At 74.3% G+C, this 25,553-nt stretch carries 19 protein-coding genes and 1 tRNA gene; 12 read left to right on the forward strand and 8 right to left on the reverse strand.

The window, feature by feature from the left end:
- The first annotated feature begins 246 nt into the window (after nt 1-246).
- The 10 genes from ACFF45_RS26480 (at nt 247) to ACFF45_RS26525 (ending at nt 13,809) form a co-directional block, all read left to right on the forward strand.
- Nucleotides 247-402 (forward strand): hypothetical protein, encoded by a 156-nt coding sequence (locus ACFF45_RS26480; protein ID WP_381349011.1) that lies wholly within the window; start codon nt 247-249, stop codon nt 400-402.
- A 146-nt stretch (nt 403-548) separates the two neighbouring features.
- Nucleotides 549-1,817 (forward strand): 6-phospho-beta-glucosidase, encoded by a 1,269-nt coding sequence (locus tag ACFF45_RS26485; RefSeq protein WP_381349012.1) that lies wholly within the window; start codon nt 549-551, stop codon nt 1,815-1,817.
- Complete coding sequence (locus ACFF45_RS26490) at nt 1,808-2,782, forward strand: N-acetylglucosamine kinase (protein WP_381349014.1); 975 nt, start codon at nt 1,808-1,810, stop codon at nt 2,780-2,782. Before ACFF45_RS26485 ends, ACFF45_RS26490 begins: the two co-directional genes overlap by 10 nt.
- A 156-nt stretch (nt 2,783-2,938) precedes the next feature.
- Nucleotides 2,939-4,387: a GlnX family signal transduction membrane protein gene (locus ACFF45_RS26495; protein ID WP_381349015.1), complete on the forward strand. Its 1,449-nt coding sequence runs from the start codon at nt 2,939-2,941 to the stop codon at nt 4,385-4,387.
- A gap of 14 nt (nt 4,388-4,401) precedes the next feature.
- Nucleotides 4,402-5,418: a glutamate ABC transporter substrate-binding protein gene (locus ACFF45_RS26500; protein WP_381349016.1), complete on the forward strand. Its 1,017-nt coding sequence runs from the start codon at nt 4,402-4,404 to the stop codon at nt 5,416-5,418.
- Nucleotides 5,419-5,468: 50 nt separating this feature from the next.
- Nucleotides 5,469-6,794 (forward strand): hypothetical protein, encoded by a 1,326-nt coding sequence (locus ACFF45_RS26505; RefSeq protein ID WP_381349017.1) that lies wholly within the window; start codon nt 5,469-5,471, stop codon nt 6,792-6,794.
- Nucleotides 6,791-9,352 carry a serine/threonine-protein kinase gene (locus ACFF45_RS26510; protein WP_381349018.1) on the forward strand — a complete coding sequence of 854 codons (2,562 nt, stop codon included), beginning with the start codon at nt 6,791-6,793 and terminating at the stop codon, nt 9,350-9,352. Before ACFF45_RS26505 ends, ACFF45_RS26510 begins: the two co-directional genes overlap by 4 nt.
- A 3-nt stretch (nt 9,353-9,355) precedes the next feature.
- Nucleotides 9,356-10,543 (forward strand): protein phosphatase 2C domain-containing protein, encoded by a 1,188-nt coding sequence (locus tag ACFF45_RS26515; protein WP_381349020.1) that lies wholly within the window; start codon nt 9,356-9,358, stop codon nt 10,541-10,543.
- A gap of 108 nt (nt 10,544-10,651) precedes the next feature.
- Nucleotides 10,652-11,998: a vWA domain-containing protein gene (locus tag ACFF45_RS26520; RefSeq protein ID WP_381349022.1), complete on the forward strand. Its 1,347-nt coding sequence runs from the start codon at nt 10,652-10,654 to the stop codon at nt 11,996-11,998.
- A gap of 1,070 nt (nt 11,999-13,068) precedes the next feature.
- Nucleotides 13,069-13,809 (forward strand): FHA domain-containing protein, encoded by a 741-nt coding sequence (locus tag ACFF45_RS26525; RefSeq protein ID WP_381349023.1) that lies wholly within the window; start codon nt 13,069-13,071, stop codon nt 13,807-13,809.
- Nucleotides 13,810-13,873: 64 nt separating this feature from the next.
- Here ACFF45_RS26525 and ACFF45_RS26530 read toward each other — a convergent pair whose 3' ends face one another.
- A complete protein-coding gene (locus tag ACFF45_RS26530; protein WP_381349024.1) occupies nt 13,874-14,860 on the reverse strand; it encodes a methyltransferase domain-containing protein in 987 nt (328 codons plus the stop codon).
- A gap of 126 nt (nt 14,861-14,986) precedes the next feature.
- On the opposite strand from ACFF45_RS26530, the gene ACFF45_RS26535 reads away from it, so the two are divergent.
- A complete protein-coding gene (locus ACFF45_RS26535; RefSeq protein ID WP_381349026.1) occupies nt 14,987-15,391 on the forward strand; it encodes a globin in 405 nt (134 codons plus the stop codon).
- A gap of 23 nt (nt 15,392-15,414) precedes the next feature.
- On the opposite strand, the gene ACFF45_RS26540 is transcribed toward ACFF45_RS26535, so the two are convergent.
- The 7 genes from ACFF45_RS26540 to ACFF45_RS26570 all read right to left on the reverse strand — a co-directional run bounded on the left by ACFF45_RS26540 (nt 15,415) and on the right by ACFF45_RS26570 (nt 25,116).
- Nucleotides 15,415-16,092 (reverse strand): DUF8185 domain-containing protein, encoded by a 678-nt coding sequence (locus ACFF45_RS26540; protein WP_381349028.1) that lies wholly within the window; start codon nt 16,090-16,092, stop codon nt 15,415-15,417.
- A complete protein-coding gene (locus ACFF45_RS26545) occupies nt 16,089-16,499 on the reverse strand; it encodes an acyl-CoA thioesterase (protein ID WP_381349029.1) in 411 nt (136 codons plus the stop codon). The genes ACFF45_RS26540 and ACFF45_RS26545 overlap by 4 nt, the downstream gene beginning before the upstream one ends.
- A gap of 4 nt (nt 16,500-16,503) precedes the next feature.
- Nucleotides 16,504-18,168, reverse strand: a complete 1,665-nt coding sequence (gene ettA / locus ACFF45_RS26550) for an energy-dependent translational throttle protein EttA (protein WP_381349031.1) — start codon at nt 18,166-18,168, stop codon at nt 16,504-16,506.
- Between the two features lie 284 nt (nt 18,169-18,452).
- Nucleotides 18,453-19,862 (reverse strand): Cys-Gln thioester bond-forming surface protein, encoded by a 1,410-nt coding sequence (locus tag ACFF45_RS26555; protein ID WP_381349032.1) that lies wholly within the window; start codon nt 19,860-19,862, stop codon nt 18,453-18,455.
- Nucleotides 19,863-20,151: 289 nt separating this feature from the next.
- The gene (locus tag ACFF45_RS26560; RefSeq protein WP_381349034.1) at nt 20,152-20,640 is read right to left on the reverse strand and encodes a single-stranded DNA-binding protein; all 489 of its coding nucleotides are present in this window, start codon (nt 20,638-20,640) and stop codon (nt 20,152-20,154) included.
- 282 nt (nt 20,641-20,922) lie between these two features.
- On the reverse strand, nt 20,923-22,806 hold the full coding sequence (locus ACFF45_RS26565) for a GTPase (protein ID WP_417801367.1): 1,884 nt from the start codon (nt 22,804-22,806) through the stop codon (nt 20,923-20,925).
- Between the two features lie 702 nt (nt 22,807-23,508).
- Nucleotides 23,509-25,116, reverse strand: a complete 1,608-nt coding sequence (locus ACFF45_RS26570; RefSeq protein ID WP_381349037.1) for a dynamin family protein — start codon at nt 25,114-25,116, stop codon at nt 23,509-23,511.
- 321 nt (nt 25,117-25,437) lie between these two features.
- Between ACFF45_RS26570 and ACFF45_RS26575 the strand changes: the two genes are divergently transcribed.
- Nucleotides 25,438-25,513: transfer RNA gene (locus ACFF45_RS26575), tRNA-Arg, on the forward strand.
- Nucleotides 25,514-25,553 lie beyond the last annotated feature (40 nt).

Consider the following 25,553-nt stretch of genomic DNA (forward strand, 5'->3'; position numbering starts at 1 on the left):
CACCGGCCTTGTCCGGGCCGGCCCCCGCGCGGCCGGCCCGGCTGGAGGCCGCCGGGCTGGACGTGGCGCCCGGCACCGGGGCGGGCCGCCCCGGCCCGCACGCCCGGCTCCCGTCGGGCGACGGCCCGCACCACCGGTTCCTGCGCGCCTGCGCCACCCGCCTCGCCTCCACCGGCCTGGCCGCCCTCGTCGCCGTCCTCGGCCCCGGACTGGTCGTCCTGTGCGGCACCTCCCTCACCGCCGGCGGTGAGACCCTGCGCGGTGCGGGCCGGGGTGGCGGAGCCGGCGGCGGCCCGGCCCCGGCCCGTCCTCGGCGAGGTGCGCGCACACCCCGTCCCGCGCGGCGCGCGGGAGAGCGCCCCCGCCGCCCCGCGCGACGAGGTCGTCGACGCCGCACGCTGAAAAGCCCGCGCGCCCCTCGCTCCGGGAAGCCGCACCGCGCCCGGAAGATCCCGCTTCGCCCCCTCGCCTCACGCCTCGCACCACCCCCTCGCCCCTCCCCCTCGTTTCTCCCACCGGAACGACGGCACGAAGGGTTGACTGGACGGATGAAACTCACCGTGGTCGGCGGCGGTTCGACCTACACCCCCGAACTCGTGGACGGACTCGCCCGGCTGCGGGAGGCCCTGCCCGTCGAGGAACTGGTGCTCGTCGACCCGGCGGCCGACCGCCTGGAGCTGGTGGGCGGCCTGGCCCGGCGGATCCTCGCCCGCCAGGGGCACGGCGGCCGGGTGGTGACCACCTCCGACCTGGCCGCAGGCGCCGAGGGCGCCGACGCGGTCCTGCTCCAGCTGCGCGTCGGCGGGCAGGCGGCCCGGCAGCGGGACGAGACCTGGCCTTTGGAGTGCGGCTGCGTGGGCCAGGAGACGACCGGCGCGGGCGGTCTGGCGAAGGCGCTGCGCACCGTGCCGGTGGTGCTCGACATCGCCGACCGGGTCCGGCGGGTCAGCCCGGACGCCTGGATCATCGACTTCACCAACCCGGTCGGCATCGTCACCCGCGCCCTGCTGCGGGCCGGGTACAAGGCGGTCGGGCTGTGCAACGTGGCGATCGGCCTCCAGCGGAAGGTCGCCGCGCTGCTCGGGGTCGCCCCGGCCGGCGTCCACCTCGACCACGTGGGCCTGAACCACCTCACCTGGGAGACCGGCGTGCGCCTGGGCGGCCCCCGGGGCGAGGACGTCCTGCCCGGACTGCTCGCGGAGCACGGCGACGCCATCGCCGCGGACCTGCGCCTGCCGCCCGACCTGCTGGGCCGCCTGGGCGTGCTGCCGTCGTACTACCTGCGCTACTACTACGCCCACGACGAGGTCGTCCGCGAGTTGCGCACCACACCGTCGCGGGCGGCGGAAGTGGCCGCCATGGAGCGGGAGCTGCTGCGGATGTACGGCGACCCGGCGCTCGACGAGAAGCCGGAGCTGCTGGCCGGGCGGGGCGGCGCCTACTACTCGGAGGCGGCCGTGGACCTGGCGGCGGCGCTGCTGAGCGGCGCGGGCAGCCCGTACCAGGTGGTGAACACCTGCAACCGGGGCACGCTGCCCTTCCTGCCGGACGACGCGGTGATCGAGGTGCAGGCGGCGGTGGGCGCGGGGGGCGGCCCGGTGCCGCTGCCGGTCCCGGCGGTGGATCCGCTGTACGCGGGCCTGATGGCGAGCGTGACGGCGTACGAGGAGCTGGCCCTGGACGCGGCCCTGCGCGGCGGCCGGGAGCGGGTCTTCCGGGCGCTCCTGGCGCACCCTCTCATCGGGCAGCACGCGTACGCCGGCCCCCTCGCCGACCGGCTGATCGCCCACAACCGGGACTACCTCCCATGGGCCTGACCCCCAGTGTGCTCGCCGTCGACGCGGGCAACAGCAAGACCGACGTCGCGGTGGTGGCGGCCGACGGGCGGGTGCTCGCCACCGCGCGGGGCGGCGGGTTCCGGCCGCCGGCCGTGGGGGTGGGGGCGGCGACGGACGTGCTCGCCGAGGCGGCGGAACGGGCCCTCGCCGCGGCCGGCGTCACCTCCGTCACCCATGTCTCGGCCTGCCTCGCCAACGCCGACTTCCCCGAGGAGGAACGGCAGCTGGCCGACGCGCTGCACGCGCGCGCGTGGGGGGCGACCGTCGAGGTCCGCAACGACACCTTCGCGATCCTGCGCGCCGGGGTGGGCGAGCCGCGCGGTGTCGCGGTGGTGTGCGGGGCGGGCATCAACTGCGTCGGCATGCGGCCCGACGGGCGCACCGCGCGGTTCCCGGCGGTCGGGCGGATCTCCGGGGACTGGGGCGGTGGCTGGGGACTGGCCGAGGAGGCGCTGTTCCACGCGGCCCGCGCGGAGGACGGGCGCGGCGATCCGACCGAGCTGGCGCGGACCCTGCCCGCGCGCTTCGGGCTGGGCTCCATGCACGCGCTGATCGAGGCGCTGCACCTGGAGCGGGTGCCGCCGCGCCGGCGGCACGAGCTGACGCCGGTCCTCTTCGCCACGGCCGCCGGCGGCGACCCGGTGGCGGGCGCCCTCGTGGACCGGCTCGCCGAGGAGGTCGTGGCCATGGCGGCGGTCGCCCTGTCCCGGCTGGACCTGCTGGACGAGGCGACGCCGGTGCTGCTGGGGGGCGGTGTGCTGGCGGCGCGCCATCCCCGGCTCGACGACGGCGTCCGCGACCTGCTGGCGGCGCGCGCCCCCAAGGCGGTCCCCCGGGTGGTGACGGCGCCTCCGGTGCTGGGGGCGGCCCTGCTGGGGCTGGACCGGGTGGGGGTGGTGGCCGCGGGGGCGCGCGAGCGGGTGCGCGGCCACTTCGCGCCCTGACCTGACCGCCACGGAACCGAACCGATTCCCCGGGCGTATCCATGGGCAGGGGGTGCTGCGAGAATCGCGAACGACCAAGATCGCGGCAAGGCCGGTGCGGATACCGGTCCCGGCGGTGATACTTGCGGCGACGGATGACCACGGGGGAGGTCAGCAGTGACACAACCGCCGAAGAGCAGCGCGGCACCACCGGCACCGGGCGTGCCCACGCGGCCGGCCGTGCCGCCCCAGCGGGGACCCGTCGCACCCCCCGCGTCGTCCGGACCGGCCGCCGCCGTCCCGCCCCGCCGGACGGCGTTCGCCGAGGGCGTGGACCGGCTGCGCGCCGCCGCGACCACCGAACCGGGCCGGCTGCGCACCATCGGCGCGGTGCTCGCCCTGCTGGTCGTCGCCTTCGGCGCCGTGACCGCCTGGCAGACCACCGCCCGCGCGGCCGCCGCCGACGACGTGCTGCACAACAGCCAGCCGCTCAGCTCCGCCGCGGCCGACGTCTACCGCTCCCTGGCCGACGCCAACACGGCCGCCTCCAGCGGCTTCCTGGCCGGCGGCCAGGAGACGCAGACCTCCCGCGAGCGGTACGAGAAGGACATCCGCACGGCGGCCGAGAAGCTCGTCCTGGCCGCCGGCAGCTCCGAGCCGGACTCCCGTTCCGGCAGGACGATCGCCAGACTCAACCGGCTCCTGCCCGAGTACAAGGGCCTCATCGAGCGCGCCCGCGCCAATAACCGCCAGGGCTACCCGCTGGGCGGCGCCTACCTGCGCTACGCCAACGACACCATGCAGAAGGAGATGCTCCCGGCGGCGGAGGACCTCTACACGTCGGAGAACGAACGGCTGCGCGGCGACTACGCGGACGCCACGCCGTACCCCTGGGCGGCGATCGCCCTCGGCGTCCTCGCCCTGGCCGCCCTGGCCCGGGCGCAGCACCGCACCTACCTGCGCACGAACCGGGTACTGAACCACGGCCTGGTCGCCGCCACGGCCGCCACGACGGTGGCGCTGCTCTGGCTGGTCGTCGGCCACGGCGTGGCCCGCGCCGGGCTCAACGACTCCTACGACCACGGCGTCCGCTCCCTGAACGTCCTGCACGACGCCCGCATCGCCTCCCTGAAGGCACGCGGCAACGAGAACCTCACGCTGGTCAGCCGGGGCGCGGAGACGGTCGAGGTGGGCGGCGAGTTCAAGGACAGGTTCGACGTGGCCTACCAGGCGTCGATGAAGGACCTGGCCGCCGGTCTCGCCGCGGCCCGGGACCTCGCCGACGACCAGGCGGGCGAGCGCCCGGTGCGGGCCGCCGCCGGCAGCATGGACGTGTGGCAGCAGCGGCACCGGCAGGCCCGCGCCGCCGACGACGCGGGTGACTACCAGGCGGCGCTCAGCAAGGTCATCGGGACCGGGGCGGACGCGCCGACCGGTGAGTGCTTCGACCGCGTCGACCGCAGCCTGGAGACCGCGCTGGCGCACGAGAGGCGGGAGTTCGAGCAGGCCGCGGGCGGCGGCCGGGACGCGATGACCGGTCTGCCGGCCGGCGCGGCGGTGCTGGCGGTGCTGGGCGCGCTGGGCGCCGTGCTGGGGATCGGCCGCAGGCTGTCGGAGTACCGGTGAAAGGGGGCGTGACGATGCACGCACGACGTGTGCGGGCCAGTCTGAGGGGCTGGGGCGGCGTGGGCGCGATGGCGGTCGTCTGCGCCCTCGCCGTCGTCTTCGTCCTGCTGCTGCCGCACACCCAGCCGCACGGTGACGGCAGCACCGGCCTCGGCGGCCCGGGCGCGGCGGACGGCCGCCGGACCAGGGCCGAGGCGTGCGACGACCCCCAGGACCAGAGCCTGCCCCCGTCGGACGCCGAGGGCGCCACGATCGCCACCATCAGGCAGCGCGGCTACGTCTCCGTCGGCGTCGACCAGAACAGCTTCCGCTGGGGCTACCGCGACCCCAACAGCACCGAGCGCGAGGTCGAGCTGGAGGGCTTCGACATCGACCTGGCCCGCCGGATCGCCCAGGAACTGCTCGGCGACCGGGACCGGATCCGGTTCAAGGCCATCCCCACCAACCAGCGGGTCCCGGCGATCCGGAGCGGCCAGGTCGACATGGTGGTGCGCACCATGACGATCACCTGCGCCCGGCTGGAGGACGTCGCCTTCTCCGCGCCGTACTTCCTGACCGGCCAGCAGGTCCTCGCGCCCAACTCCTCCACGGTCACCGGCTACGACGGCAGCCTCGCGGGCAAGCGCATCTGCTCGGCGGCGGGTTCGACGGCGTACGACAACCTCGTGGCGGACCGCAGGTCCGGCAGGCTGCCCGCCTCCGCCGACATCTCCACCACCGTCCCCAACCAGCTCGACTGCCTGGTGCGGCTCCAACTCGGCGAGGTGGACGCGGTGGTGACGGACGGCGCGCTCGCCGCCAGCCAGGCCGCGCAGGACCCGGCGGTGGAACTGAAGGGCGACCGCTTCACCACCGAGTACTACGGCGTGGCGATGAAGAAGGACGCCGACGATCTGGTACGCCGGGTCAACCGCATCCTCGCGGACTACCGCGCGGACGGCGGATGGAAGGACTCCTACGACACGTGGCTGTCACCGACGCTGGGTAGGGACTCGGAGTCGGCGACCCCGCCGACGCCGCGCTACCGGTGACGGGGCCGGCAGTGGACCGACAGCACGGACCAGCAGACGAGAGGTGATCGATGGGCGTCACGGGAGCCCCCGGTCCGGTGATGGACCGGGACGAGGTGGACCGTGCGCTGGCGCGGCTCGGCGCGGAGCACGAGGCGATCGAGACCTCCCTCCTCGCCTTGCAGGACCACGCGGGCCGCCGACTCCTCGAGGGCGCCGAACTCACCGGCACGACCGAGGAGCGCTGGGCGGCCACCGAGGCGGCGGTCTCCCTGCTGTGGGCGTACTTCGACGCGTACACCGGCGCGCTGCGCACCGCCCGCGGCATCCGCGCCCGGCGCCGCTGGTCCAGCCGCGAGGACCTGGTGGAGCTGACCGAGCTGCTGCGCGGCGAGTCGGTGACGGTCGCCGGCGCCGCCGCGACGGCGCACGGCACGGGCAGGCTCAGCGAGCGGTTCACCCTGGCCGCGCTGGTGGACCGGATGAACGAGCTGTACGCCAGGTCGCTGGACATGGTCGTGGCCGCCGACGCGGTCTGGTCGGCGCTGCCCGCCCGGATAGATTTACTGGCCGCCGAGCTCCAGCGCACCCGCAGGCTCGCGCACTCCGTCGGCGTCCGCCCCGGCGAGCACCCGGCCGGGGACGACCTGGAGCGCATCACGCGCACCCTGACCCGGCTGCGCGAGCAGGTGGTGTCCGACCCGCTGGCGTTCTGGCACCGCGCCGAGGGCAGCTCGGCGCCGGGCGGCGGCAAGCCGGACACCACGGTCTACGACCGGGAGGCGCGCGCCCTGGAGGAGGTGCGCCGGGAGATCGACGCCGTGCTCGCCGTGCGCAAGGACGCCGAACAGCGGCTGGTGAAACTGCGGGACGTGCTCTCCCGCGCGGACCGCACCCTCGCCGAGGCGCGCACCGCACGCGGGGAGGTCCTCGCCAAGATCGCCGCCACGGAGGTGCCGGTGGTCAGCGGCCCGCCGACCGCGCTGCAGGAGCAACTGGCGACGGCCGCCGCGTACCGCAGGCAGGCCCAGTGGCACCGCCTGTCGCCGCTGCTGGAGTCCCTGGAGCAGAAGGCGGAGGACGAACTGCTGCGCGCCCGTGAGTCGCTGACCGCGGTCACCGCCCCGCTGGCGGTCCGCGCCGAGCTGCGCGGCCGGCTCGACGCGTACCGGGCGAAGGTCGCCCGGCACGGCCTGGCCGAGGACCCGCTGCTGGTGGAGCGGTACGACGCGGCCCGCCGCATGCTGTGGAGCGCGCCCTGCGACCTGCGGGTCGCCGAGCAGGCCGTGCTGCGCTACCAGCGGGCGGCGGCCGACCTGCTGGGCACCGCGTCACGGGTGCCGCCGCAGGGCGGCCCGCCCGAGGTGCAGGACCGTCGGGGGGAGTCGCCGTCATGAGCCAGGCACAGCGGTCCTGTCAACGGCCCGGTTGCGAGGGCGCGTACGAGGACGTCGGGGGCGGCGAGCTCTACTGCGACACCTGCGGCCTGGCGCCGGTGGTGTCCGCGACCGGCATGGTCGTCTCCCCGCCCACCGGGGTCACCGGCGGCCGGGGCTCGGCGGGCAGCGGCAGTTCCCGCTCCGGCTCCCGCGGCAGTTCCGGTACGTCGTCGCAGTCGTCGAAGTCCCGGCGCTCGGTGTCGGGACGGCTCTCCCGCTCGCTGTCGGGCCGCTCCGCCAACCGCTCGGTGTCGGTGCGCAGCTCCGGCTCCGCGGCCGGCTCCTCGGCCCGGGGGCGGCTGGGGGCGGGCCTGGTGCACGTGCCGCAGGTGCCGCGGCCCGACCCGCGCGCGATGGTGCTGGACAACCCCCAGGTGCCGGAGCGGAAGCGGTTCTGCTCGCGTTCGGACTGCGGCGCGCCGGTGGGCCGCGCCCGAAGCGACCGCCCCGGGCGCACGGAGGGCTTCTGCACGAAGTGCGGGCACCCCTACTCGTTCGTGCCGAAGCTGGGGGCCGGCGACATCGTGCACGGCCAGTACGAGGTGGTGGGCTGCCTCGCGCACGGCGGGCTGGGCTGGATCTACCTCGCCGTCGACCGTGCCGTCTCCGACCGGTGGGTGGTGCTCAAGGGCCTGCTGGACACCGGCGACCAGGACGCGATGGCCGCCGCGATCTCCGAGCGGCGGTTCCTGGCGGAGATCGAGCACGCGAACATCGTGCGGATCTACAACTTCGTCGAACACCTCGACCAGCGCACGGGCTCCCTCGACGGGTACATCGTCATGGAGTACGTCGGCGGCAAGTCCCTCAAGGAGATCGCCAACGCGCGCCGCACCCCCGAGGGACGGCGCGACCCGCTGCCGGTGGAACAGGCGTGCGCGTACGGCATCGAGGCGCTGGAGGCCCTCGGCCATCTGCACAGCCGCAACCTCCTCTACTGCGACTTCAAGGTCGACAACGCCCTCCAGACCGAGGACCAGCTCAAGCTGATCGACATGGGCGCGGTGCGCCGGATGGACGACGACGAGTCGGCGATCTACGGCACGGTGGGCTACCAGGCGCCGGAGGTCGCCGAGGCCGGCCCGTCGGTGGCGTCGGACCTCTACACGGTGGGCCGCACGCTCGCCGTGCTGACCTTCGACTTCCAGGGCTGCACCAACGTCTACGCCGACTCCCTGCCCGACCCGGACACCGTCGAGGTCTTCCGGCAGTACGAGTCCTTCTACCGGCTGCTGGTGCGGGCCACCGACCCCGACCCGGCCCGGCGGTTCGCCTCCGCGCAGGAGATGGCGGAGCAGCTGACGGGCGTGCTGCGGGAGGTGGTCTCCCTGCAGACGGGGCGGGCGCGGCCCGCGCTGTCGACCCTGTTCGGGCCGGAGCTGCGGGTGACGGACACGGAGCTGTTCGCCCGACTGGAGGGCGAGGTGTCGCGGCTGGGGGCGCGGGGGGCGCCCGCACGCCGCGGTGCGCCCGCCACCGGCACCGCACGGCTCCCGGACGGTGCCGCCCCGCACGCCCTCACCGGCGCAACCGGCCTGGTCAGACCCGTCAGCACCGGTGCCGCCGCCCTCGCCCTGCCCGTGCCCCGGGTCGACCCCGGCGATCCGAACGCCGGTTTCCTGGCCGGGCTCATGGCGACCGCCCCGGCCGAACTGCTCGGCGCGCTCGCCGCCGCGCCCGCGCCCTCGGTGGAGAGCCGGCTGCGGCAGGTCCGGGCCCTGCTGGAGCACGGCGACCGGACGGCCGCCCTGGACGCCCTGCGCGCGCTTGAGGGCGAGCAGCCCGACGACTGGCGGATCGTCTGGTACCGCGGGGTGGCCGCGCTGGTCACCGGCGACCACGAGGGCGCCGCCCTCGCCTTCGACGCGGTCTACGACGCCTTCCCCGGCGAAACGGCACCCAAGGTGGCCCTCGGCCTGTGCGCGGAGGTGCTGGGCCAGCTGGACAACGCCGCCGAGTACTACGGCCTGGTGTGGGCGACCGACCCCGGCCACGTCAGTGCCGCCTTCGCGCTGGCCCGCGTCCAGCTCGCCACCGGCGACCGGCGCGGCGCCGTACGCACCCTGGAGTCGGTGCCGGAGTCGTCCATCCACTACACGGCCGCCCGCGTGGCCGCCGTGCGGGCCCGGCTGAGGCACCGCACGGCCACCGCCGGCGACGTACCCTTCCTGGAGGATCTGACCGCCGCCGCCGGGCAGGTCGAGGCGCTGGACGCGTACGGTCTGGACCCGACCCGGCGGGAGCAGTTGGCGACGGAAGTACTCGGCAGCGCCCTGGACTGGATACTCTCCGGTGGTCAGGGTTCCGTCCCTGCCCCGCTCCCGGCCTCGTCCGGGCGGGGGGACCCCCCTGCCGCCGGGGGACGGACGCTGCTCGGCAGCGGCCTGGACGAACGGGGCCTGCGCTTCGGCCTGGAGCGTTCGTACCGCACGCTGGCCCGCCTGGCGCGGGGCGGCGAGGAGAGGATCGACCTGGTGGAACGAGCCAACCGTTACCGCCCCCGGACATGGGTGTAGTTGATGTCGCAGATGCCCCAGCTGTCCGCCTGCCCGAGCTGCGAGGAACCGCTCGAGTCGGGTGACCGTTATTGCGGTGCGTGCGGATACGACCTGTCCGCCGTACCGCCACGGCCGGACGACAGCCCGGCCCGGACCGTGCCGCAGCCCGCCCCGGCCGCCGACGTGCGCTTCGACCGGCGGCCGGAGCCGGAGGAGTACCCCTTGCAGGCCCCGGACCCGCGCGTCGCCGCCGACCTCGCCGCGTCCGCCGGCCTCGCCGCGTCCGCCGGCCCGGCCACGGTGTGCGTGGCCTGCCGCGCGGGCCGCGTCGACCGCGACGGCTACTGCGAGAACTGCGGCCACGCCCAGCCGCGCGAGCGCGACCACATGGAACAGGAGTGCGGCCCGCTGGCCGTCGTCAGCGACCGGGGCCTGCGCCACCACCGCAACGAGGACGCCTTCGGCGTCGGCCGCACCGCCCTGCCGGACGGCTCCGAGGCCCTGGTCGCGATCGTCTGCGACGGGGTGTCCTCGGCGACCCGGCCCGACGACGCCTCGCTGGCCGCCTCCCGCGCGGCCAGCGAGGCGCTGCTGGCGGCCCTGCCGCTCGGCACGCACCCGCAGCAGGCGATGCACGACGCGATCGTCGCCGCCTCGCACGCGGTGAACGCCCTGGTGGAGGAGCCCGCCACCGCCCGGGAGCACCAGCCGCACCAGAACGCCCCCGCCTGCACCCTGGTCGGCGCCGTGGTCACCGCGGGCCTGCTGGTGGTCGGCTGGGTCGGCGACAGCCGCGCCTACTGGGTCCCGGTGGACCGCGGCGCGCCCGCCGCCCGGCTCACCGAGGACGACTCCTGGGCCGCGCAGATGGTCGCCGCGGGACTGATGAGCGAGGCCGAGGCGTACGCCGACGAGCGCGCCCACGCGATCACCGGCTGGCTCGGCGCGGACGCCTACGAACTGGAGCCGCACACGGCCGCCTTCAAGCCGGACCGGCCGGGCGTGGTCGTGGTGTGCACGGACGGTCTGTGGAACTACGCGGAGGCGGCCGGGGAGATGGCCGGCGTCCTCCCGCCGGACGCCGCGGTGCGTCCGCTGCACGCCGCCCGCGTCCTGGTCGGTCACGCTCTGGACGGCGGTGGCCACGACAACGTAACAGTGGCCGTCCTGCCGTTCCCGGCCCCGCCGCGGGGGGCAGGATCGGCCTGAGGCCCGCGCACGGGGAGGCCTGGGAAGGCCGGCGGACCGGAGGGGACCGGTCCGTATTCCGTCATCGCCCCACGCCCCGTGGGGCGTCCGAGGGGGATTTGAGAGCGTATGGCCAATTTCTCGAAGTCGAACGTGCCGCAGTTCTCGGTGGACGTGTACCAGAACGAGTACCTCCCGGAGGGCGGCAGGGAGGTCAACGCGATCGTCACGGTGACCGCGACCGGCGGCGGCACGGTCGGGAGCGCGGTCGCGGCGCCCCACCTCTACTCGCCGGGGCAGGGCCCGTCCGCCGCCGTGGCGATCATGGTCGACTGCTCGGGTTCGATGGACTACCCGCCGGCCAAGATGCGCAACGCCCGGGACGCCACGGCCGCCGCCGTCGACACCCTGCGCGACGGCGTGCACTTCGCGGTGATCGGCGGCACGCACGTCGCCAAGGAGGTCTACCCGGGCGGCGGCCGGCTCGCCGTCGCCGACGCGACCACCCGCGACCAGGCCAAGCACGCGCTGCGCAAGCTCAGCGCCGGCGGCGGTACGGCGATCGGGACCTGGCTGCGGCTCGCCGACCGCCTGCTGTCCTCGGCGGACGTCGTCATCCGGCACGGCATCCTGCTCACCGACGGCCGCAACGAGCACGAGTCACCGCAGGACCTCAGGGCCTCGCTGGACGCCTGCGCGGGACGTTTCACCTGTGACGCCCGAGGCGTGGGCACCGACTGGGAAGTGAAAGAAGTCACAGGCATCGCCTCCGCCCTGCTCGGCACCGCCGACATCGTCGCCGACCCGGCGGGCCTGGCCGCCGACTTCACGGGGATGATGGAGACGGCGATGGGCAAGGAGGTCGCGGACGTCGCCCTGCGGCTGTGGACCCCGGTCGGCACGGCCATCCGGTTCGTCAAGCAAGTCGCCCCCACCGTGGAGGACTTGACCGGCCGCCGCACCGAGGCGGGCCCCCGCGCCGGGGACTACCCCACCGGGTCGTGGGGGGACGAGTCCCGTGACTACCACCTCTGCGTCGAGGTGCCCGCCGCGCACCTCGGCCAGGAGATGCTCGCCGCCCGCGTCTCCCTGGTGATCCCGCAGCCCGGGGGCACCGCCCAGAACCTCGGCGCCCAGGGCCTGGTACGGGCCGTGTGGACCGACGACATGGTCGCCTCGACGTCGATCAACCCCCAGGTGGCCCACTACACCGGCCAGGCCGAACTGGCACAGGTCATCCAGCAGGGGCTGGATCTGCGCAAATCGGGAGACATCGACGGAGCAACGGCCAAACTGGGCCGGGCGGTTCAGCTCGCCGGCGCCTCCGGGAACGCGGATACTGCGAAACTGCTTGCGAAGGTGGTGGACGTGGTCGATGCCGCGACAGGTACTGTGCGACTGAAGGCGAAGGTCGCGGAGGCCGACGAGATGACACTCGAAACCCGGTCGACAAAGACTGTTCGTGTAAAGAAGTGACCTGAGACGAAGCGAGCCCGACCCCCCGGGGTTGGAGAAATCCGGCCGGAACGGCCGGAAAAGGAGAGGGGGAAGCGCCGACATGCCGACCTGCCCGAACGGACACCAGTCGGGTTCCGACGACTGGTGCGAGGTCTGCGGTCACCGCATGGCGGGTGCCGTACCTCCGCCCCCTCCGCCGCCGCCCACCGGTGGCGGTTACGGCTTCCCGCCACCGCCCGGCGGCCCCGGCACGTCCGGCGGTCCGAACGCCGGCCAGCCCGGTGCACACCCCCACGTGTCCGGCGCCCCGGACGCGGCCCCCGAGCTGTGCCCGCAGTGCCGCACGCCCCGGGAGGGCGGTGCGCCCTTCTGCGAGGAGTGCCGGTGGAACTTCCTGACCAACACCGCGACCTCGTACACACCGGCGGCGCCGCGCCCGTCGGCCCCGCAGTTCCAGCGGCCGTCCGGCCCGCCGCCCTCCTTCGGGGGCGGTGACTCGTACGAGTACCAGGGCTCTCGGCCGTCGCAGATGAACCGGCCGGCCGAGCCGATCCCGCCGGGGCCGTCCGGGCCGTCGTTCGGCGGCGAGCCCGGCGGAGGTTTCGGCGGCGAGCGGCCGGGGGCGGGCGGGCCTCCCGGGGCTCCCGCGTTCGGCGGTGAGCGGCCCGGGCCCGGCGGCCCCGGGGGATTCGGAGAGCGGCCGGGCGCTCCCGGTCCCTTCGGCGAGCGGCCCGGTCCGTCCGGGCCTCCCGGATTCGGTGAGCGGTCCGGCCCCTCCGGCGCTCCCGGTCCCTTCGGCGAGCAGCCCCAGGCTCCCGGGTCCGCCGGCCCGGCCGCCCTTCGGCGAGCGGCCCGGTCCGTCCGGTCCGCCTCCCTTCGGCGGTGAGCGCTCCCAGGCTCCTGGCCCGTCCGGCCCGCCGGCGTTCGGTGAGCGCCCGGGTCCGTCCGGTCCTCCCCCCTTCGGCGGCGACCCGTCGCGACCGGTGCCGCCGCCGCCCGGTCCGACGCCCAACGCCGGTCCGGGTGGTCCTGGCGGGCACGGTGGGCCGGGCGGCCCCGGTGGGTACGGTGGTCCGGGCGGGCACGGCATGCCCGGCGGCCCTGGCGCCGCCGGCGGCCCTCCCGGCCCTGGCGGCGGCCCCGGCGGCCCCGGTACGCACCCGGGAGCAGCGCAGGCCTTCCATCAGTCCGGTCCGCCCGCCCCGCCCGCGTTCCCGCAGGAGACGGGCCGGCCGCAGCCGGGGGGCCCGTCCTTCGGCGGCGGTGACGACGACTGGGTGCTCTCCCCGCCGTCGTCCCCCGGCCCGGGCGGTCCCCACGGTCCGGGGGTCCCGGGGCAGCCCGGTGGTCCCGGTGGCTACGGCTATCCGCACCCCGGTGGCCAGTCCGCGCCCCCGCCCGGTCCCGCCGCCCCGCAGCGGCCGGCGACCTGGACGGCGACCATCGGTCCGGACCGCGAGTACTTCATGGCGATGATGCACCGCTCCGGCCCCGAGGCGGCGGGCCTCAACCTGCCCGCGTACTCCCCGGAGCAGCAGCGCGCGCTCACCGGCAACCAGGTCTCGATCGGCCGCCGCCGGCACTCCACCGGCGACACCCCCGACATCGACCTGTCGGTGCCGCCGGAGGACCCGGGCGTCTCCCACCAGCACGCGGTGCTGGTGCAGCAGCCGGACGGCAGCTGGGCGATCGTCGACCAGAACTCGACGAACGGCACCACCGTCAACGGCTCGGAGGACCCCATCCAGCCCTTCGTGCCGGTGCAGCTCCAGGACGGCGACCGGGTGCACGTGGGCGCCTGGACGACGATCACGATCCGCCGCGGCTGAACCGCACGCGACCGCGGCCGACACACTGGGGCGGAACCGGGCGAATCAGGTCGGATCCGGGGCGTCAGACGGGGAGGGGCCAGGCGTAGGGCCCTTCCGGATCGTCCAGCCACGCCCACTGACGTCCGCCGCCGACGGTGATCCCGTACCGCTCCCGCCCGGGCCGCCCCTCGCACTCCCACAGCGCGTACGCCTCCTCCGGGTCCAGGCTGCCGCGGGTGAGGGTGTACAGGAACCGGAACAGGTCGTGCTCGCGGCCCCGGCGCGGCACCCCGCCCAGTCCCGCCGGCTCCGGCTCGGGCCGCCCGGCGCCGCGCAACCGTACGAAGTACGCGGGCGTGTGCAGGAAGTGCCCCTCCGCGTGTCCGGCGTCCCGCACGGTCAGGGCGACCAGCCCGGTGGCGAGCGGCGTCAGGACGCGGCCGCCGGGACGGCACTGGGCGATCCAGGCGGGCGGGACCGCCGCCAGGGTGCAGGTCGCGATGATCCGGTCGAACGGGGCGCGCTCCGGCACCCCGCGCGCCCCGTCACCGGTGACCACGACCGGGTGGTACCCGGCGGCGTCCAGATGCCGGCGCGCCGACTCGGTGATCTCCGGCTCCAGATCGACGGTGGTGACCAGAGCGTCGTCGCCGAGCCGGTGCGCGAGCAGCGCCGCGTTGTACCCGGTGCCCGCGCCGATCTCCAGCACCCGGTCGCCGTCCTCCACCCCCAGCGCGGCCAGCATCATCGCCATCAGCGACGGCTGGCTGCTGGACGACAGCAGTTCCCCGTCCCGCAGCCGTGTCGCCAGCGGGGTGTCGGCGTAGGCGCCGCGCACCCACCGCTCGCGCGCGTCCGGGTCCGGGCTCTCGCCCCAGCGCCGCTCGTAGCCGCCGACGACGCCCACGTGGTAGTACGGCACGAAGAGGTGCCGGGGCACCGCCGCGAACGCCTCCCGCCACACCGGGTCCGCGGCCCACGCCCCGCTCGCCTCGATCTGCCGCACCAGCGCGGCCCGCGCCGCGGCGGCGACGGCCTCCAGCTCCTTGTCGAGTGCATGGGCGCCCATAGGTCCACTGTGCTGCGCCGCACCGCGCGAGGCGAGTACCCGGGCCCTCCGGGCCTGCCCGAGCCCTCCGGCTCCCGTGGTCCTAAGCCTTCAGTCCTCGTCCGTCGCGTCTGAGACCATGGACGGGTGAATGAGATTCGGCGCGGCACGCTTCAGGAGCAGACCTTCTACGAGCAGGTCGGCGGGGAGGAGACCTTCCGCCGCCTGGTCCACCGTTTCTACGAGGGAGTCGCCCAGGACCCGGTCCTGCGGCCGATGTACCCCGAGGAGGACCTGGGCCCCGCCGAGGAGCGCCTCGTACTGTTCCTGATCCAGTACTGGGGCGGACCGACGACGTACAGCGAGAACCGCGGCCACCCCCGGCTGCGCATGCGCCACGCCCCGTTCACCGTCGACCGGGCCGCCCACGACGCCTGGCTGAAGCACATGCGGGACGCCGTCGACGAACTGGGCCTGTCCGAGGAGCACGAGCGCATCCTGTGGAACTACCTGACGTACGCGGCCGCCTCGATGGTGAACGCGCCGGGCTGAGCCCCGCACACCGGTGACGGGCGTCAGCGCACGCTGACGCCCAGGGTCCCGAGCCCTCCGCGCCGCACGGCGACCGACCCGTACGGCGTGCGCAGCCGCAGCCAGGCGCCCGACGACACGAGCGCCGGCTCCTCCGCCCCCACGGCCGGCCGCAGGAAGCCCAGGGACTGCGCCGCGTGCACGGCCCGCACCGGGAGGTCGGTACCGCCGACCGTCCGGGACCAGATCTCGCGTCCGATCCGGTCGAGTCCGGCCCGTGTACGGTCCTCGGGCGGCAGTTCCTCCGTTCGGGACCGGAACTCCGCGACCGCGGCCGCGACCATCGCCCGCAGGGTGTCCGTGTCCGGCAGTCCCCGCTCCGGCCGCCAGCCCCCGCGCGGCGGCAGCACCCCCGCCCACGGCGGCCCGGTCACCGCTGTCGGCACGGCCGCCGTGGCCGCCCTGTCGTCCACGGACTCCAGCAGCTCCCCGGCGGACACCGTCACGTCGAGGGTGACCTCCAGCCCGTCCTCATAGGGCTTGGCCAGCCGTACCGCCCGGATCGCCAGCACCTCGAAGGAGGGCGGCCGGCCGAAGACGGCGAGTGCGGTGCCCGCCGCCTGCAGGCGCACCGCGGCTCCACGGTCGTAGTGGAGCAGCCGGGAGAGGAAGGCCGCGAGATCCGCCGCCTCCCCCTCGTCGGCGAGGTGGAGCACCGTCATGCGGCGACGGCCTCCTCCTCGTCGTCCATGTAGCCCTCCAGGAACTCGCGTTCCTCGGCGGTGATCCGGCGCGGCCGCTCCGCCTCGAAGTCGAACGGGACGATCACCGTGGAGGCCCGGACGTAGACCTGGTCGCCGTCCTTCACCTCGTAGGCGAGGGTGAAGGAGGCGGCCCTGATCTGCGTGACCCACAGCTCGATGTCCACGGGCGCGTGCCGGTGGACGAGCTGCCGCTTGTAGTCGATCTCATGGCGCGCCACCACGGACCCCTGCTGGAAATCCTTGTCCGGGCGGAACAGGAAGTCGATACGGGCCTCCTCCAGGTACCGGAGGAACACCACGTTGTTGACATGGCCGTACGCGTCCATGTCCGCCCAGCGCAGCGGGCAGCGGTAGATGTGCCGCAAGAGATCAGCCCCGGGTCAGCTTCTTGTAGGTGGCGCGGTGCGGACGGGCGGCGTCCGGACCCAGCCGCTCGATCTTGTTCTTCTCGTACGACTCGAAGTTGCCCTCGAACCAGAACCACTTCGAGTCGCCCTCGTAGGCGAGGATGTGGGTGGCGACCCGGTCCAGGAACCACCGGTCGTGGGAGACGACCACGGCGCAGCCGGGGAACTCCAGCAGCGCGTTCTCCAGGCTGGAGAGGGTCTCGACGTCCAGGTCGTTGGTCGGCTCGTCGAGGAGCAGCAGGTTGCCGCCCTGCTTGAGGGTGAGCGCGAGGTTGAGGCGGTTGCGCTCACCGCCGGAGAGCACACCGGCCGGCTTCTGCTGGTCCGGGCCCTTGAAGCCGAACGCCGACACGTACGCGCGCGAGGGCATCTCGACCTGGCCGACGTTGATGTAGTCGAGGCCGTCGGAGACGACCTCCCACAGCGTCTTCTTGGGGTCGATGTTCTCGCGGCTCTGGTCGACGTACGAGATCTTGACGGTCTCGCCGACCTTGATGCTGCCGGAGTCCGGCTCCTCCAGGCCCTGGATCATCTTGAACAGGGTGGTCTTGCCGGCGCCGTTCGGGCCGATGATGCCCACGATGCCGTTGCGCGGCAGGGTGAAGCTGAGGCCGTCGACGAGGACCTTCTCGCCGAAGGCCTTGTTCAGCTGGTCGACCTCGACGACCACGCTGCCCAGGCGCGGGCCCGGCGGGATCTGGATCTCCTCGAAGTCCAGCTTCCGCATCTTGTCGGCCTCGGCGGCCATCTCCTCGTAGCGGGCCAGACGCGCCTTGGACTTGGCCTGCCGCCCCTTGGCGTTGGAGCGCACCCACTCGAGCTCGTCCTTGAGGCGCTTCTGCCGCTTGGCGTCCTTCTGGCCCTCGACCTTGAGGCGGGCGGCCTTGGTCTCCAGGTACTTGGAGTAGTTGCCCTCGTAGCCGTGCAGGCGGCCGCGGTCGACCTCGCAGATCCAGCCCGCGACGTTGTCCAGGAAGTACCGGTCGTGGGTGACGGCCACGACGGTGCCCGGGTACTTGGCGAGGTGCTGCTCCAGCCAGTTCACCGACTCGGCGTCGAGGTGGTTGGTGGGCTCGTCGAGGAGCAGCAGGTCGGGCTGCTCCAGCAGCAGCTTGCAGAGCGCGACGCGGCGCTTCTCACCACCGGAGAGGTTGGTGACGGGCCAGTCGCCGGGCGGGCAGCCCAGGGCGTCCATGGCCTGCTCGAGCTGGGCGTCGAGGTCCCACGCGTTGGCGTGGTCCAGCTCCTCCTGGAGCTTGCCCATCTCCTCGAGGAGCGCGTCCGAGTAGTCGGTCGCCATCTGCTCGGCGATCTCGTTGAAGCGGTCGAGCTTGCCCTTGATCTCGGCGACGCCCTCCTGGACGTTCTCCAGGACCGTCTTCTCCTCGTTCAGCGGCGGCTCCTGCAGGAGGATGCCGACGCTGTACCCGGGCGACAGGAACGCGTCGCCGTTCGACGGCTGCTCAAGACCGGCCATGATCTTGAGGACGGTGGACTTACCGGCGCCGTTCGGACCGACGACGCCGATCTTGGCACCCGGAAGGAAGTTCAGGGTGACGTCGTCGAGAATCACCTTGTCGCCGTGCGCCTTGCGCGCCTTGCGCATGGTGTAAATGAACTCAGCCAAGAGAAACCGTCCGGCAGCTTGAATCTGGCAGTGGGCAGATACACCCCATCTTGCCTGACGGCCACCCCTGGATGGAAACCAGTCCGAGCGACGGCGGGTGCGCGAGGCCGACGAGGGCAGCGGGTGACGGGGCGGGCACTCTCTGTCGAGATGTCAAGGTGCGGAGACGCGGCGGTCGCGCGGATGGCCGACGCGGCGGGTGACCGGCACCGGGGGTGACCGGCGCACCGGACCCTCCGGGGCCCGGACGGCGGTACTCGCCGCGCCGGGGCGTTCTGCGGGCGTTACGACTTCCGCTTGCGGACCAGGACCAGCGCCGCCCCGCCGATCACCACCAGGCCGATGGCCACGCCCGCGATCGCCGCGGTCGTGCCGGAGCTGCCGGTGGCGGCGAGGTTGACGTCCGCGGTGGTGCTGCCGACCGTGGCCGGGCTCGGCTGGGTGAGGATCTGGGTGGACTCCCCGCCCTCGGCGGCCTCACCGGCCCGGGTGCGGCAGTCGAGGACGCCGGTGAAGCGCTCCTCGTAACCGCCGGGGCCGGTGATCGTGAAGTCGTAGGCCTGGTCCTCCTGGAGCGGGATGGTCACCGTGCGGGTCTCGCCGGCCGCGACGGTGTGCTCGGCGCCCATCAGCTCGAAGGTGAACGCCGCGTCGCCCTCGTTGACCGCGGTGATGTCCACACCGCCCTCGGCGCAGTTCTCCGCCGCGGACAGCGCGGGTATCGCGCCCGTCTCCGCCCAGGTCGCGCTCGCCGTCGCGGTGACCGTGGACTCGCTGGAGCCGGCCAGGATCTGCGTCTGGCTCCTGGTCTCCGAGGCGAAGGCCCGGCCGACCGGCACCGTGGTCGAGGCCTGCACGGTCAGCTCGGCGGAGCCGTCCGCGGTGTCCGCGGGCACCTGGAAGTACAGCCGGCTGCCGTCCCGCGCGGTCGTGACCTCCTCGCCGTCCGCGCCGACGACCCGCACCCCGCGCGTCAGGGTATCGGCGGGCGGGACCACCGTGACGCTGTCCGCGTCGGTGCGCACGGTGACCGGGCCGAGCAGCCCGCCGGGGTGGCCGGAGATCGCGGGCGGGTCGAGGGTCAGCGACGCCTTGGGCTCCGCCGCGTCACGGGCGTTCTTCTCCAGGTAGTCCGCGAGCTTCTCGGCCTCCGGGTCGACGGCGTCGACGTCCACCCCGTCCGAGTAGCGCCAGATGGCCACCTGCGTGCCGGCCGCCGCGTCCTGCTCGCTGAGGCCGCCGCGCACACCCGCCTTCTTCGCGAGTGAGGCCAGGTCGTTCACCTGCGGGTACGAGTGCTGCAGAATCCAGCGGATGCGGCCGGCGTCCTGGTTGGCACCCAAGGAGGTGCCGCTCCAGGACGTCTCGTGGTACTTGGCGTCCTTCTGCGTGGGGTTGTGGATGTCCACGCAGTACGTCTGCAGCATGCCGCCACCCTCGACGGACAGCTCGAACAGACCCGCGGAGATCTCCAGGTCTCCCTCGGCGGAGTGCACCACGGCCGCGCCGTACGTCTTCAGGCCGCCTATCGTGGCGGTCGCTCCGCCCTGGGCGTGCGCCGGAGCGGTGCCGGCGGCGGCGGGACCGGCCGTCGCCGCGGCGGTGCCCACGGCGAGCCCGGACGCCAGCGTCACGGCGGCGAGGCGGGCCGCCCCTCGTCCGCACACGGACGGTGCGGAGAACGAAGCAAACACAGAATTCCCCTTCGAGCAGGACCCGTTGACGTGGGGCGTACGGTCCCACCAGCAGAATCTCAAGCCGCGAGAACCACGTTCGGCATCCTAAGGACGCGGGCGCACCAGGCTTCCCAGTGATCCCGTGAGACCGAAGATCCGACTCGTAATCGTTATCGCCGCGACCCCGGTGAGCTGGGCTTATCGACAAATCCACCGGGACGAGGCGGGCACGTACACCCTGATAAGCCGCAGTTCGGTCAATCGCTCGCAGGCGCCGGGCGGACGCCCCGGTGTGTGCCGCCCGACGTCATGTCACCATGGCCACGAGCGCGTCCTGTCGGCGTTCCGGATCCGCCGGCTCGGCCGCGGAGGCGGCGACGGGCGTCTCCCACGCCGGCTCGGGTTGCGTCGGCGAACCAGCCGCCCCGGCCTCGCCCTTGACGGCCGCGCGCCGGAACGCCGAGGTGCCCCGCGCCAGATCGTGACCGATCGCCACGGCGTCGATGTCGGCCGAGGTCCGGCTCTGCCCCTCGCGGACATCGGTGCGCACCTTCAACCGGCCCTGCACGACGACCGGATCGCCCACCCCCAGGGAAGCCGCCGCGTTGGTGGCGAGCTGCCGGTTGGCCCAGACCGTGAAGAAGTTGGTGTGGCCGTCCGTCCACGCGTTCTTCTCCCGGTCCCAGTACCGGGAGGTCACCGCCAGCCGGAACCGCGCCGACGGACCCGCCGCCAACTCGCGGTAGACCGGCTGCGTCGCCACGTTGCCCACCGCGCACACCATCGTCTCGTTCATCCTCGTCGTCACCCTCCCCCGCCCGGCCGCTCGCGCCGGGCGGACACGCGCACGGGCCCGTCCCGTACGGCTGCGTCTGCCGCGGCGGCCGCGCTGCCGCGCGTACCGCCACCGCCGTGACGACCGCGTCCGTCGCGATCGCCGCGCCACCAGACTGCCTCCGCCGAGCCGAGCCCGCCGAGCGCTGTGGACGGCCCCGCACCTGTGGAAAACCCCGCCACCCCTTCGAGGGACGCCGGACCGGGAACCCCGCAGTATCCGCAGGTCAGCGACGCGCGCCCCTCACCTCACCCCCACACCCGTCCCCAGCACCCGGCCGTACTGCTCCCGCACCTCCCGGTACCGCAGCAGCTCGGCCGCCACCGGATCGAGCACCCGCGCCCGCCCGCACCCGGCCGCCGCCTCCCGCAGCCGCCGCTCGGCCTCCAGCCCGTACCTCCGGGCCGGGCCCCGCGCCGCCAGCTTGCAGGTCCACTCCACGAGCGGCCCGCCGATGATCCCGGACACCATCAGCAGCACCGGCACACCGAGGTTCGGCGCCATGACCCCGGCGATCTGCCCGACCAGCCACAGCCCGCCCACGACCTGGAGGAGCGTCATCGCGGCCTGCACCAGGACGGCCACCGGCCACCAGCCCGGCCGGGGCGGCCGCCCCGGCGGCAATCCGGCCCGCGCCGCCAGTTCGTCGAGCGCCTCGGGCAGCCCGTGGGCCCCCCGGGTGGCCGCCTCACGGACCGCCTGCGCCCATGGAGCGGGCAGCCCGGCCGAGGCCCGGTCGGCGACCGTGCGCACCGCCTGCTCGACCTTCTGCCGCGCGGTCGCCTGCTCCTCGCCCTGCCCGCGCAAGGTCAGCCGCCCCGTAGGGAGGTCGCTGCGGTCCAGGTACCACCGCCACAGCCGCAGCCAGGGCGTCCCGCAGGCGCGGTTGGCGTTGCGCAGCCAGGCCCGCTCGGCCGCCTCACCGGCCGCGGTGGCGCCCACGGCGTCCGCGAGCCGCGCGGAGAACTCGTCCCGCGCCTGCTCACTGAGCCCCGTGCGCCGCCGGGTCGCGTACACCGGCCGCAGCCGCGCCGCGGCGGCGTCGATGTCGGCGGCGACGCGGCGGGCCGCGGCACCCCGCTCCGCCACGAACTCGCCGAGCGCCTCGCGCAGGTCGCCCATGCCCTCCCCGGTGAGCGCGGACAGCGCGAGCACGGTCGCGCCCGGTTCGCCGTGCTCCCCCAGGGCGATCCCGTCCTCGTCGAGCAGCCGCCGCAGATCGTCCAGCACCTGGTCGGCCGCCTCCCCGGGGAGCCGGTCGACCTGGTTGAGGACGACGAACATGACCTCCGCGTGCCCGGCCAGCGGCCGCAGGTAGCGCTCATGCAGAACGGCGTCGGCGTACTTCTCCGGATCCACCACCCAGATGACCGCGTCCACCAGCTCCAGCAGCCGCTCGGCCTGCTCCCGGTGCTGCACGGCGGCGGAGTCGAGGTCGGGCAGGTCCACCAGGACCAGTCCGCGCAGCTGCGCCTCGGCCTCCGGGGACTGCAGCGGGCGCCGGCGCAGACGACCCGGGATGCCGAGCCGGTCGATCAGACTGGCCGCGCCGTCGCTCCAGCTGCACGCGATGGGCGCGGCGGTGGTGGGCCGGCGTACGCCCGTCTCGGAGATGGCCACTCCGGCCAGCGCGTTGAACAGCTGCGACTTGCCGCTGCCGGTCGCGCCCGCGATGGCGACGACGGTGTGCTGCCCGGAGAGCTTGCGCCGTGCCGCCGCCTCGTCGAGCACCCGGCCCGCCTCGGCGAGCGTCTTGCTGTCGAGCCGGGTGCGCGACAGCCCCACCAGCTCGCGCATCGCGTCCAGCCGGGACCGCAGCGGGCCGTCGTACACCAGCGGCCGTACGGTCTGCGGCCGGCTCTTCCTGGTCTCGGCCACGGCGGCCTGCCCACCGTTCGCCCCCTCGGTCACCCGGCGCGCGATCAGCCCGTCGTCCCAGGCGTCCTCGGACTCCTTGCGGCGGGCCGGCCCGTCGTGCCGGGAGGTGCCGGCGCGCCGCGGGGCACCGTCCTCGCCCGAGACGTCTCCGTCACGGGACGAGCCGTCTCCTCCGCGCGCGTGCCCCTCGCTCTCCCCCGGCCCGGCTCCCCGCCGCTCCCCCGGCCCGGAACCACCCGATTTGCGCAACGCCTTCCAGGGCCGCCGGAAGGCGCCACTCGCCCATTCCCCTCTCCTGGGGCCTTTCCCGGTGGCGGAGGCGTCCTTTCCCGGGTCTCCGTCGCTGCCGGAAGTCTGTGCTCCGCTTCCGGGGTCGACGCCCTGCCCAGAGGTGCCCTTCTCGACATCGCCCGCCGCAGGGGTTTCCTTCCCGGAATGCACCCCATTGGCGCCCACTTCGGGATCGCCCTCCCCAGGGGCACCCGCCACGGTGTCGCCCGCCGCAGCGGCACCGCCCTCAGGGGCGCCACCCTCACGGACCTCGGCATCACCTCCGTCGGGACCTCCGTCGGGACCGCCGCCCTCATGACGTTCCGTGCGTTCGCCCTCGCGCGCGGGGACGGCGACGGCGTCGTCCGGCCGTCTCCCCGGCTCCAGCGGCTCTCCCGCCTGTCCGGGCCGCTCCGGCCCCGCGAAGGACCCTCCTGGCCCTTCCGCCCCTTCTGTCTCTTCTGCCCCCTCCCGCCGGCCCAGCCCCTCGCCCGACCCGGACCCTTCCGGCCCTGCCTGTACGCCCAGCCTGCTCAGTCCCTCCGGCACTTGCGACCTCTTCAGCCCCTTTGGCCCCTCCGGCCCCTCCGGCCCCTCCGGCCCCTCCGGCTTCTCCGGCCTCTCCGATTGCTCGGGATCGGCGTGTCCCGTGTGGTCCTGGTCAGTGACGGCAGTCACCGGTCACCTCTCCTTCTGCAGTACGGACAACGCGGCGATGAGCTCGGCCTGCGGTTCGGGATGGACGTCGAGGGCGTCGAGGGGCGCCAGGCGGCGCTCGCGCTCGTGGTGCAGGACCCGGTCCACGCACTCGGTGAGCAGCCGCCCGCCCCGGTCGCGCAGCCGCAGCGCCCCGTGCGCGCCGATCCGCTCGGCGAGCCCCTCGCCCGCCGTGCGGGCCCGGCGGCCGCCCAGCAGCGCGGTGACGACCAGGGCGGCGACCACCTCGGGATCCGGCGAGGCGCTGCGGTCGAGGGCGCGGACCTCGTCCTCGGCGTACTCCTCGACCTCGCGCCGCCAGCGCCGTACCGCCATCCCGATCCGGTGTTCGGCGTTCTCCTGGGAGGTGTCGCGGTCGGCGAGTTCCGGGGCGCTCGCCGCCGGTTCGCGGCGCCAGGCCTCGTCGACGCGCTCGTCGGCGGCGGTGACGGCGCACAGCAGCAACGTACCGAGGCTCTCCACGAGGGCGTCGAGGAGCTCACCGGCGGTGCAGTCGAGCGGGAAGGCCCGCCAGCGCTTCAGGGCGTCCCCGGCGAGCACGGCGCCGGACTGCAGACGCCCCCGCACGCGCGTGTGCTCGCTGTCGTAGGCCGTGTCGACGGCGGAGGTGAGCCGGAGGGCGGCGGCGTACTGCGCGGCGGCGGCGCCGGCCAGCTCGGGCATCCGGGACTTGAGCGAGGCGAGGACGCCGTACGCCGTACGGGCCATGGTGTGCCGGCGGGTCACCGGGTCCTGGACCCGCTGCACGAGCCAGGTGCGCAGCGGTGCCACGGCGGTGGCCGGGAGCAGGCCGCCGCCCCAGGCGGACTCGGGCAGCTCGGGCACCGTGAAGCGGGGCACATCGCCGAGGCCGGCCTTGGTGAGCAGGGCGGCGTACTGCCGGGAGACCTCGGAGACCACCTGGTGGGGGACGCGGTCGAGGACGGTGATCAGGGTGACGTCGTACTCCTTGGCGGTGCGCAGCAGGTGCCAGGGGACGGCGTCGGCGTACCGGGCGGCCGTGGTGACCATGACCCAGATGTCGGCGGCGCAGATCAGCTCGGCGGCGAGGGTGCGGTTGTCGGCGACCAGGGAGTCGATGTCGGGCGCGTCGAGGAGGGCCAGGCCGGGTTGCAGGGTCTCGGCGGTCTCGATGCGCAGCACGCGCGCGGGGTTCGCGCCGTGCAGGAGCGGATCGTCTTCGGGCTCGTTGTGGGGCACCCACACGCGGGGAAGTTCGGGCAGGACGCGCATGCCGCTGAACCAGTGATGGTCCTCCGGGTGGCAGACGAGCACGGGCGTGCGGGTGGTGGGCCGCAGCACGCCCGCCTCGCTCACTCTGCGCCCGACGAGCGAGTTGACGAGGGTCGACTTGCCGGCGCCCGTGGAGCCCCCCACGACGGCCAGCAAGGGTGCGTCGGGCTCTTTCAGCCGGGGCACCAAGTAGTCGTCGAGCTGGGCGAGCAGTTCGTCGCGGTTCGCACGCGCTCGCGGGGCGCCCGCCAGGGGGAGCGGGAAGCGTGCGGCGGCGACGCGGTCGCGCAGCGCGGAAAGTGCGTCGAGCAGCTGAGGCCGTACGTCCAAGGTCACCACATGCGAAGAATGCCCAATTTTATGGGATATCTGAAGCATATGAGCATGTCTGCGTGCCGATAGAACACAAGGGACGGAAGGGGCGACTGGGACGCGGCCCCAGTCGAGGCATAACGAGTGCACAACACCCGGCGCGCGAGGCGCCAAAAGCGATGCACGATTCGCACCTGCCTGCGATTATCAGGACCGCTTCACCGAACCTCCACATCGAGCCACGGAGGCGAAGCAACAGGGTCAAGGATCCGGGAGCCCTATCCTTGTCCCCGGCGACGTCACGGATCAGCCCACAACCCGGGCACCCACGACAGAGGCCACACACCGGCCCCCGTAGCTCAGTGGATAGAGCAGGCGCCTTCTAAGCGCTTGGCCGCAGGTTCGAGTCCTGCCGGGGGCGCCAGTCTCCGCCCTCCCTCCGGGAGGGCTTTTTTGCGGGCCGG

The sequence above is a fragment of the Streptomyces cinereospinus genome (assembly GCF_042430725.1).
GTDB lineage: Bacteria > Actinomycetota > Actinomycetes > Streptomycetales > Streptomycetaceae > Streptomyces > Streptomyces cinereospinus.

Coding starts and splice junctions, on each gene's coding strand:
- ACFF45_RS26560 (WP_381349034.1), bottom strand. CDS start 20,640: ATGAACGAGACGATGGTGTGCGCGGTGGGCAACGTGGCGACGCAGCCG.
- ACFF45_RS26510 (WP_381349018.1), top strand. CDS start 6,791: ATGAGCCAGGCACAGCGGTCCTGTCAACGGCCCGGTTGCGAGGGCGCG.
- ACFF45_RS26490 (WP_381349014.1), top strand. CDS start 1,808: ATGGGCCTGACCCCCAGTGTGCTCGCCGTCGACGCGGGCAACAGCAAG.
- ACFF45_RS26485 (WP_381349012.1), top strand. CDS start 549: ATGAAACTCACCGTGGTCGGCGGCGGTTCGACCTACACCCCCGAACTC.
- ACFF45_RS26525 (WP_381349023.1), top strand. CDS start 13,069: ATGCCCGGCGGCCCTGGCGCCGCCGGCGGCCCTCCCGGCCCTGGCGGC.
- ACFF45_RS26515 (WP_381349020.1), top strand. CDS start 9,356: ATGTCGCAGATGCCCCAGCTGTCCGCCTGCCCGAGCTGCGAGGAACCG.
- ACFF45_RS26520 (WP_381349022.1), top strand. CDS start 10,652: ATGGCCAATTTCTCGAAGTCGAACGTGCCGCAGTTCTCGGTGGACGTG.
- ACFF45_RS26505 (WP_381349017.1), top strand. CDS start 5,469: ATGGGCGTCACGGGAGCCCCCGGTCCGGTGATGGACCGGGACGAGGTG.
- ACFF45_RS26540 (WP_381349028.1), bottom strand. CDS start 16,092: ATGACGGTGCTCCACCTCGCCGACGAGGGGGAGGCGGCGGATCTCGCG.
- ACFF45_RS26500 (WP_381349016.1), top strand. CDS start 4,402: ATGCACGCACGACGTGTGCGGGCCAGTCTGAGGGGCTGGGGCGGCGTG.
- ACFF45_RS26530 (WP_381349024.1), bottom strand. CDS start 14,860: ATGGGCGCCCATGCACTCGACAAGGAGCTGGAGGCCGTCGCCGCCGCG.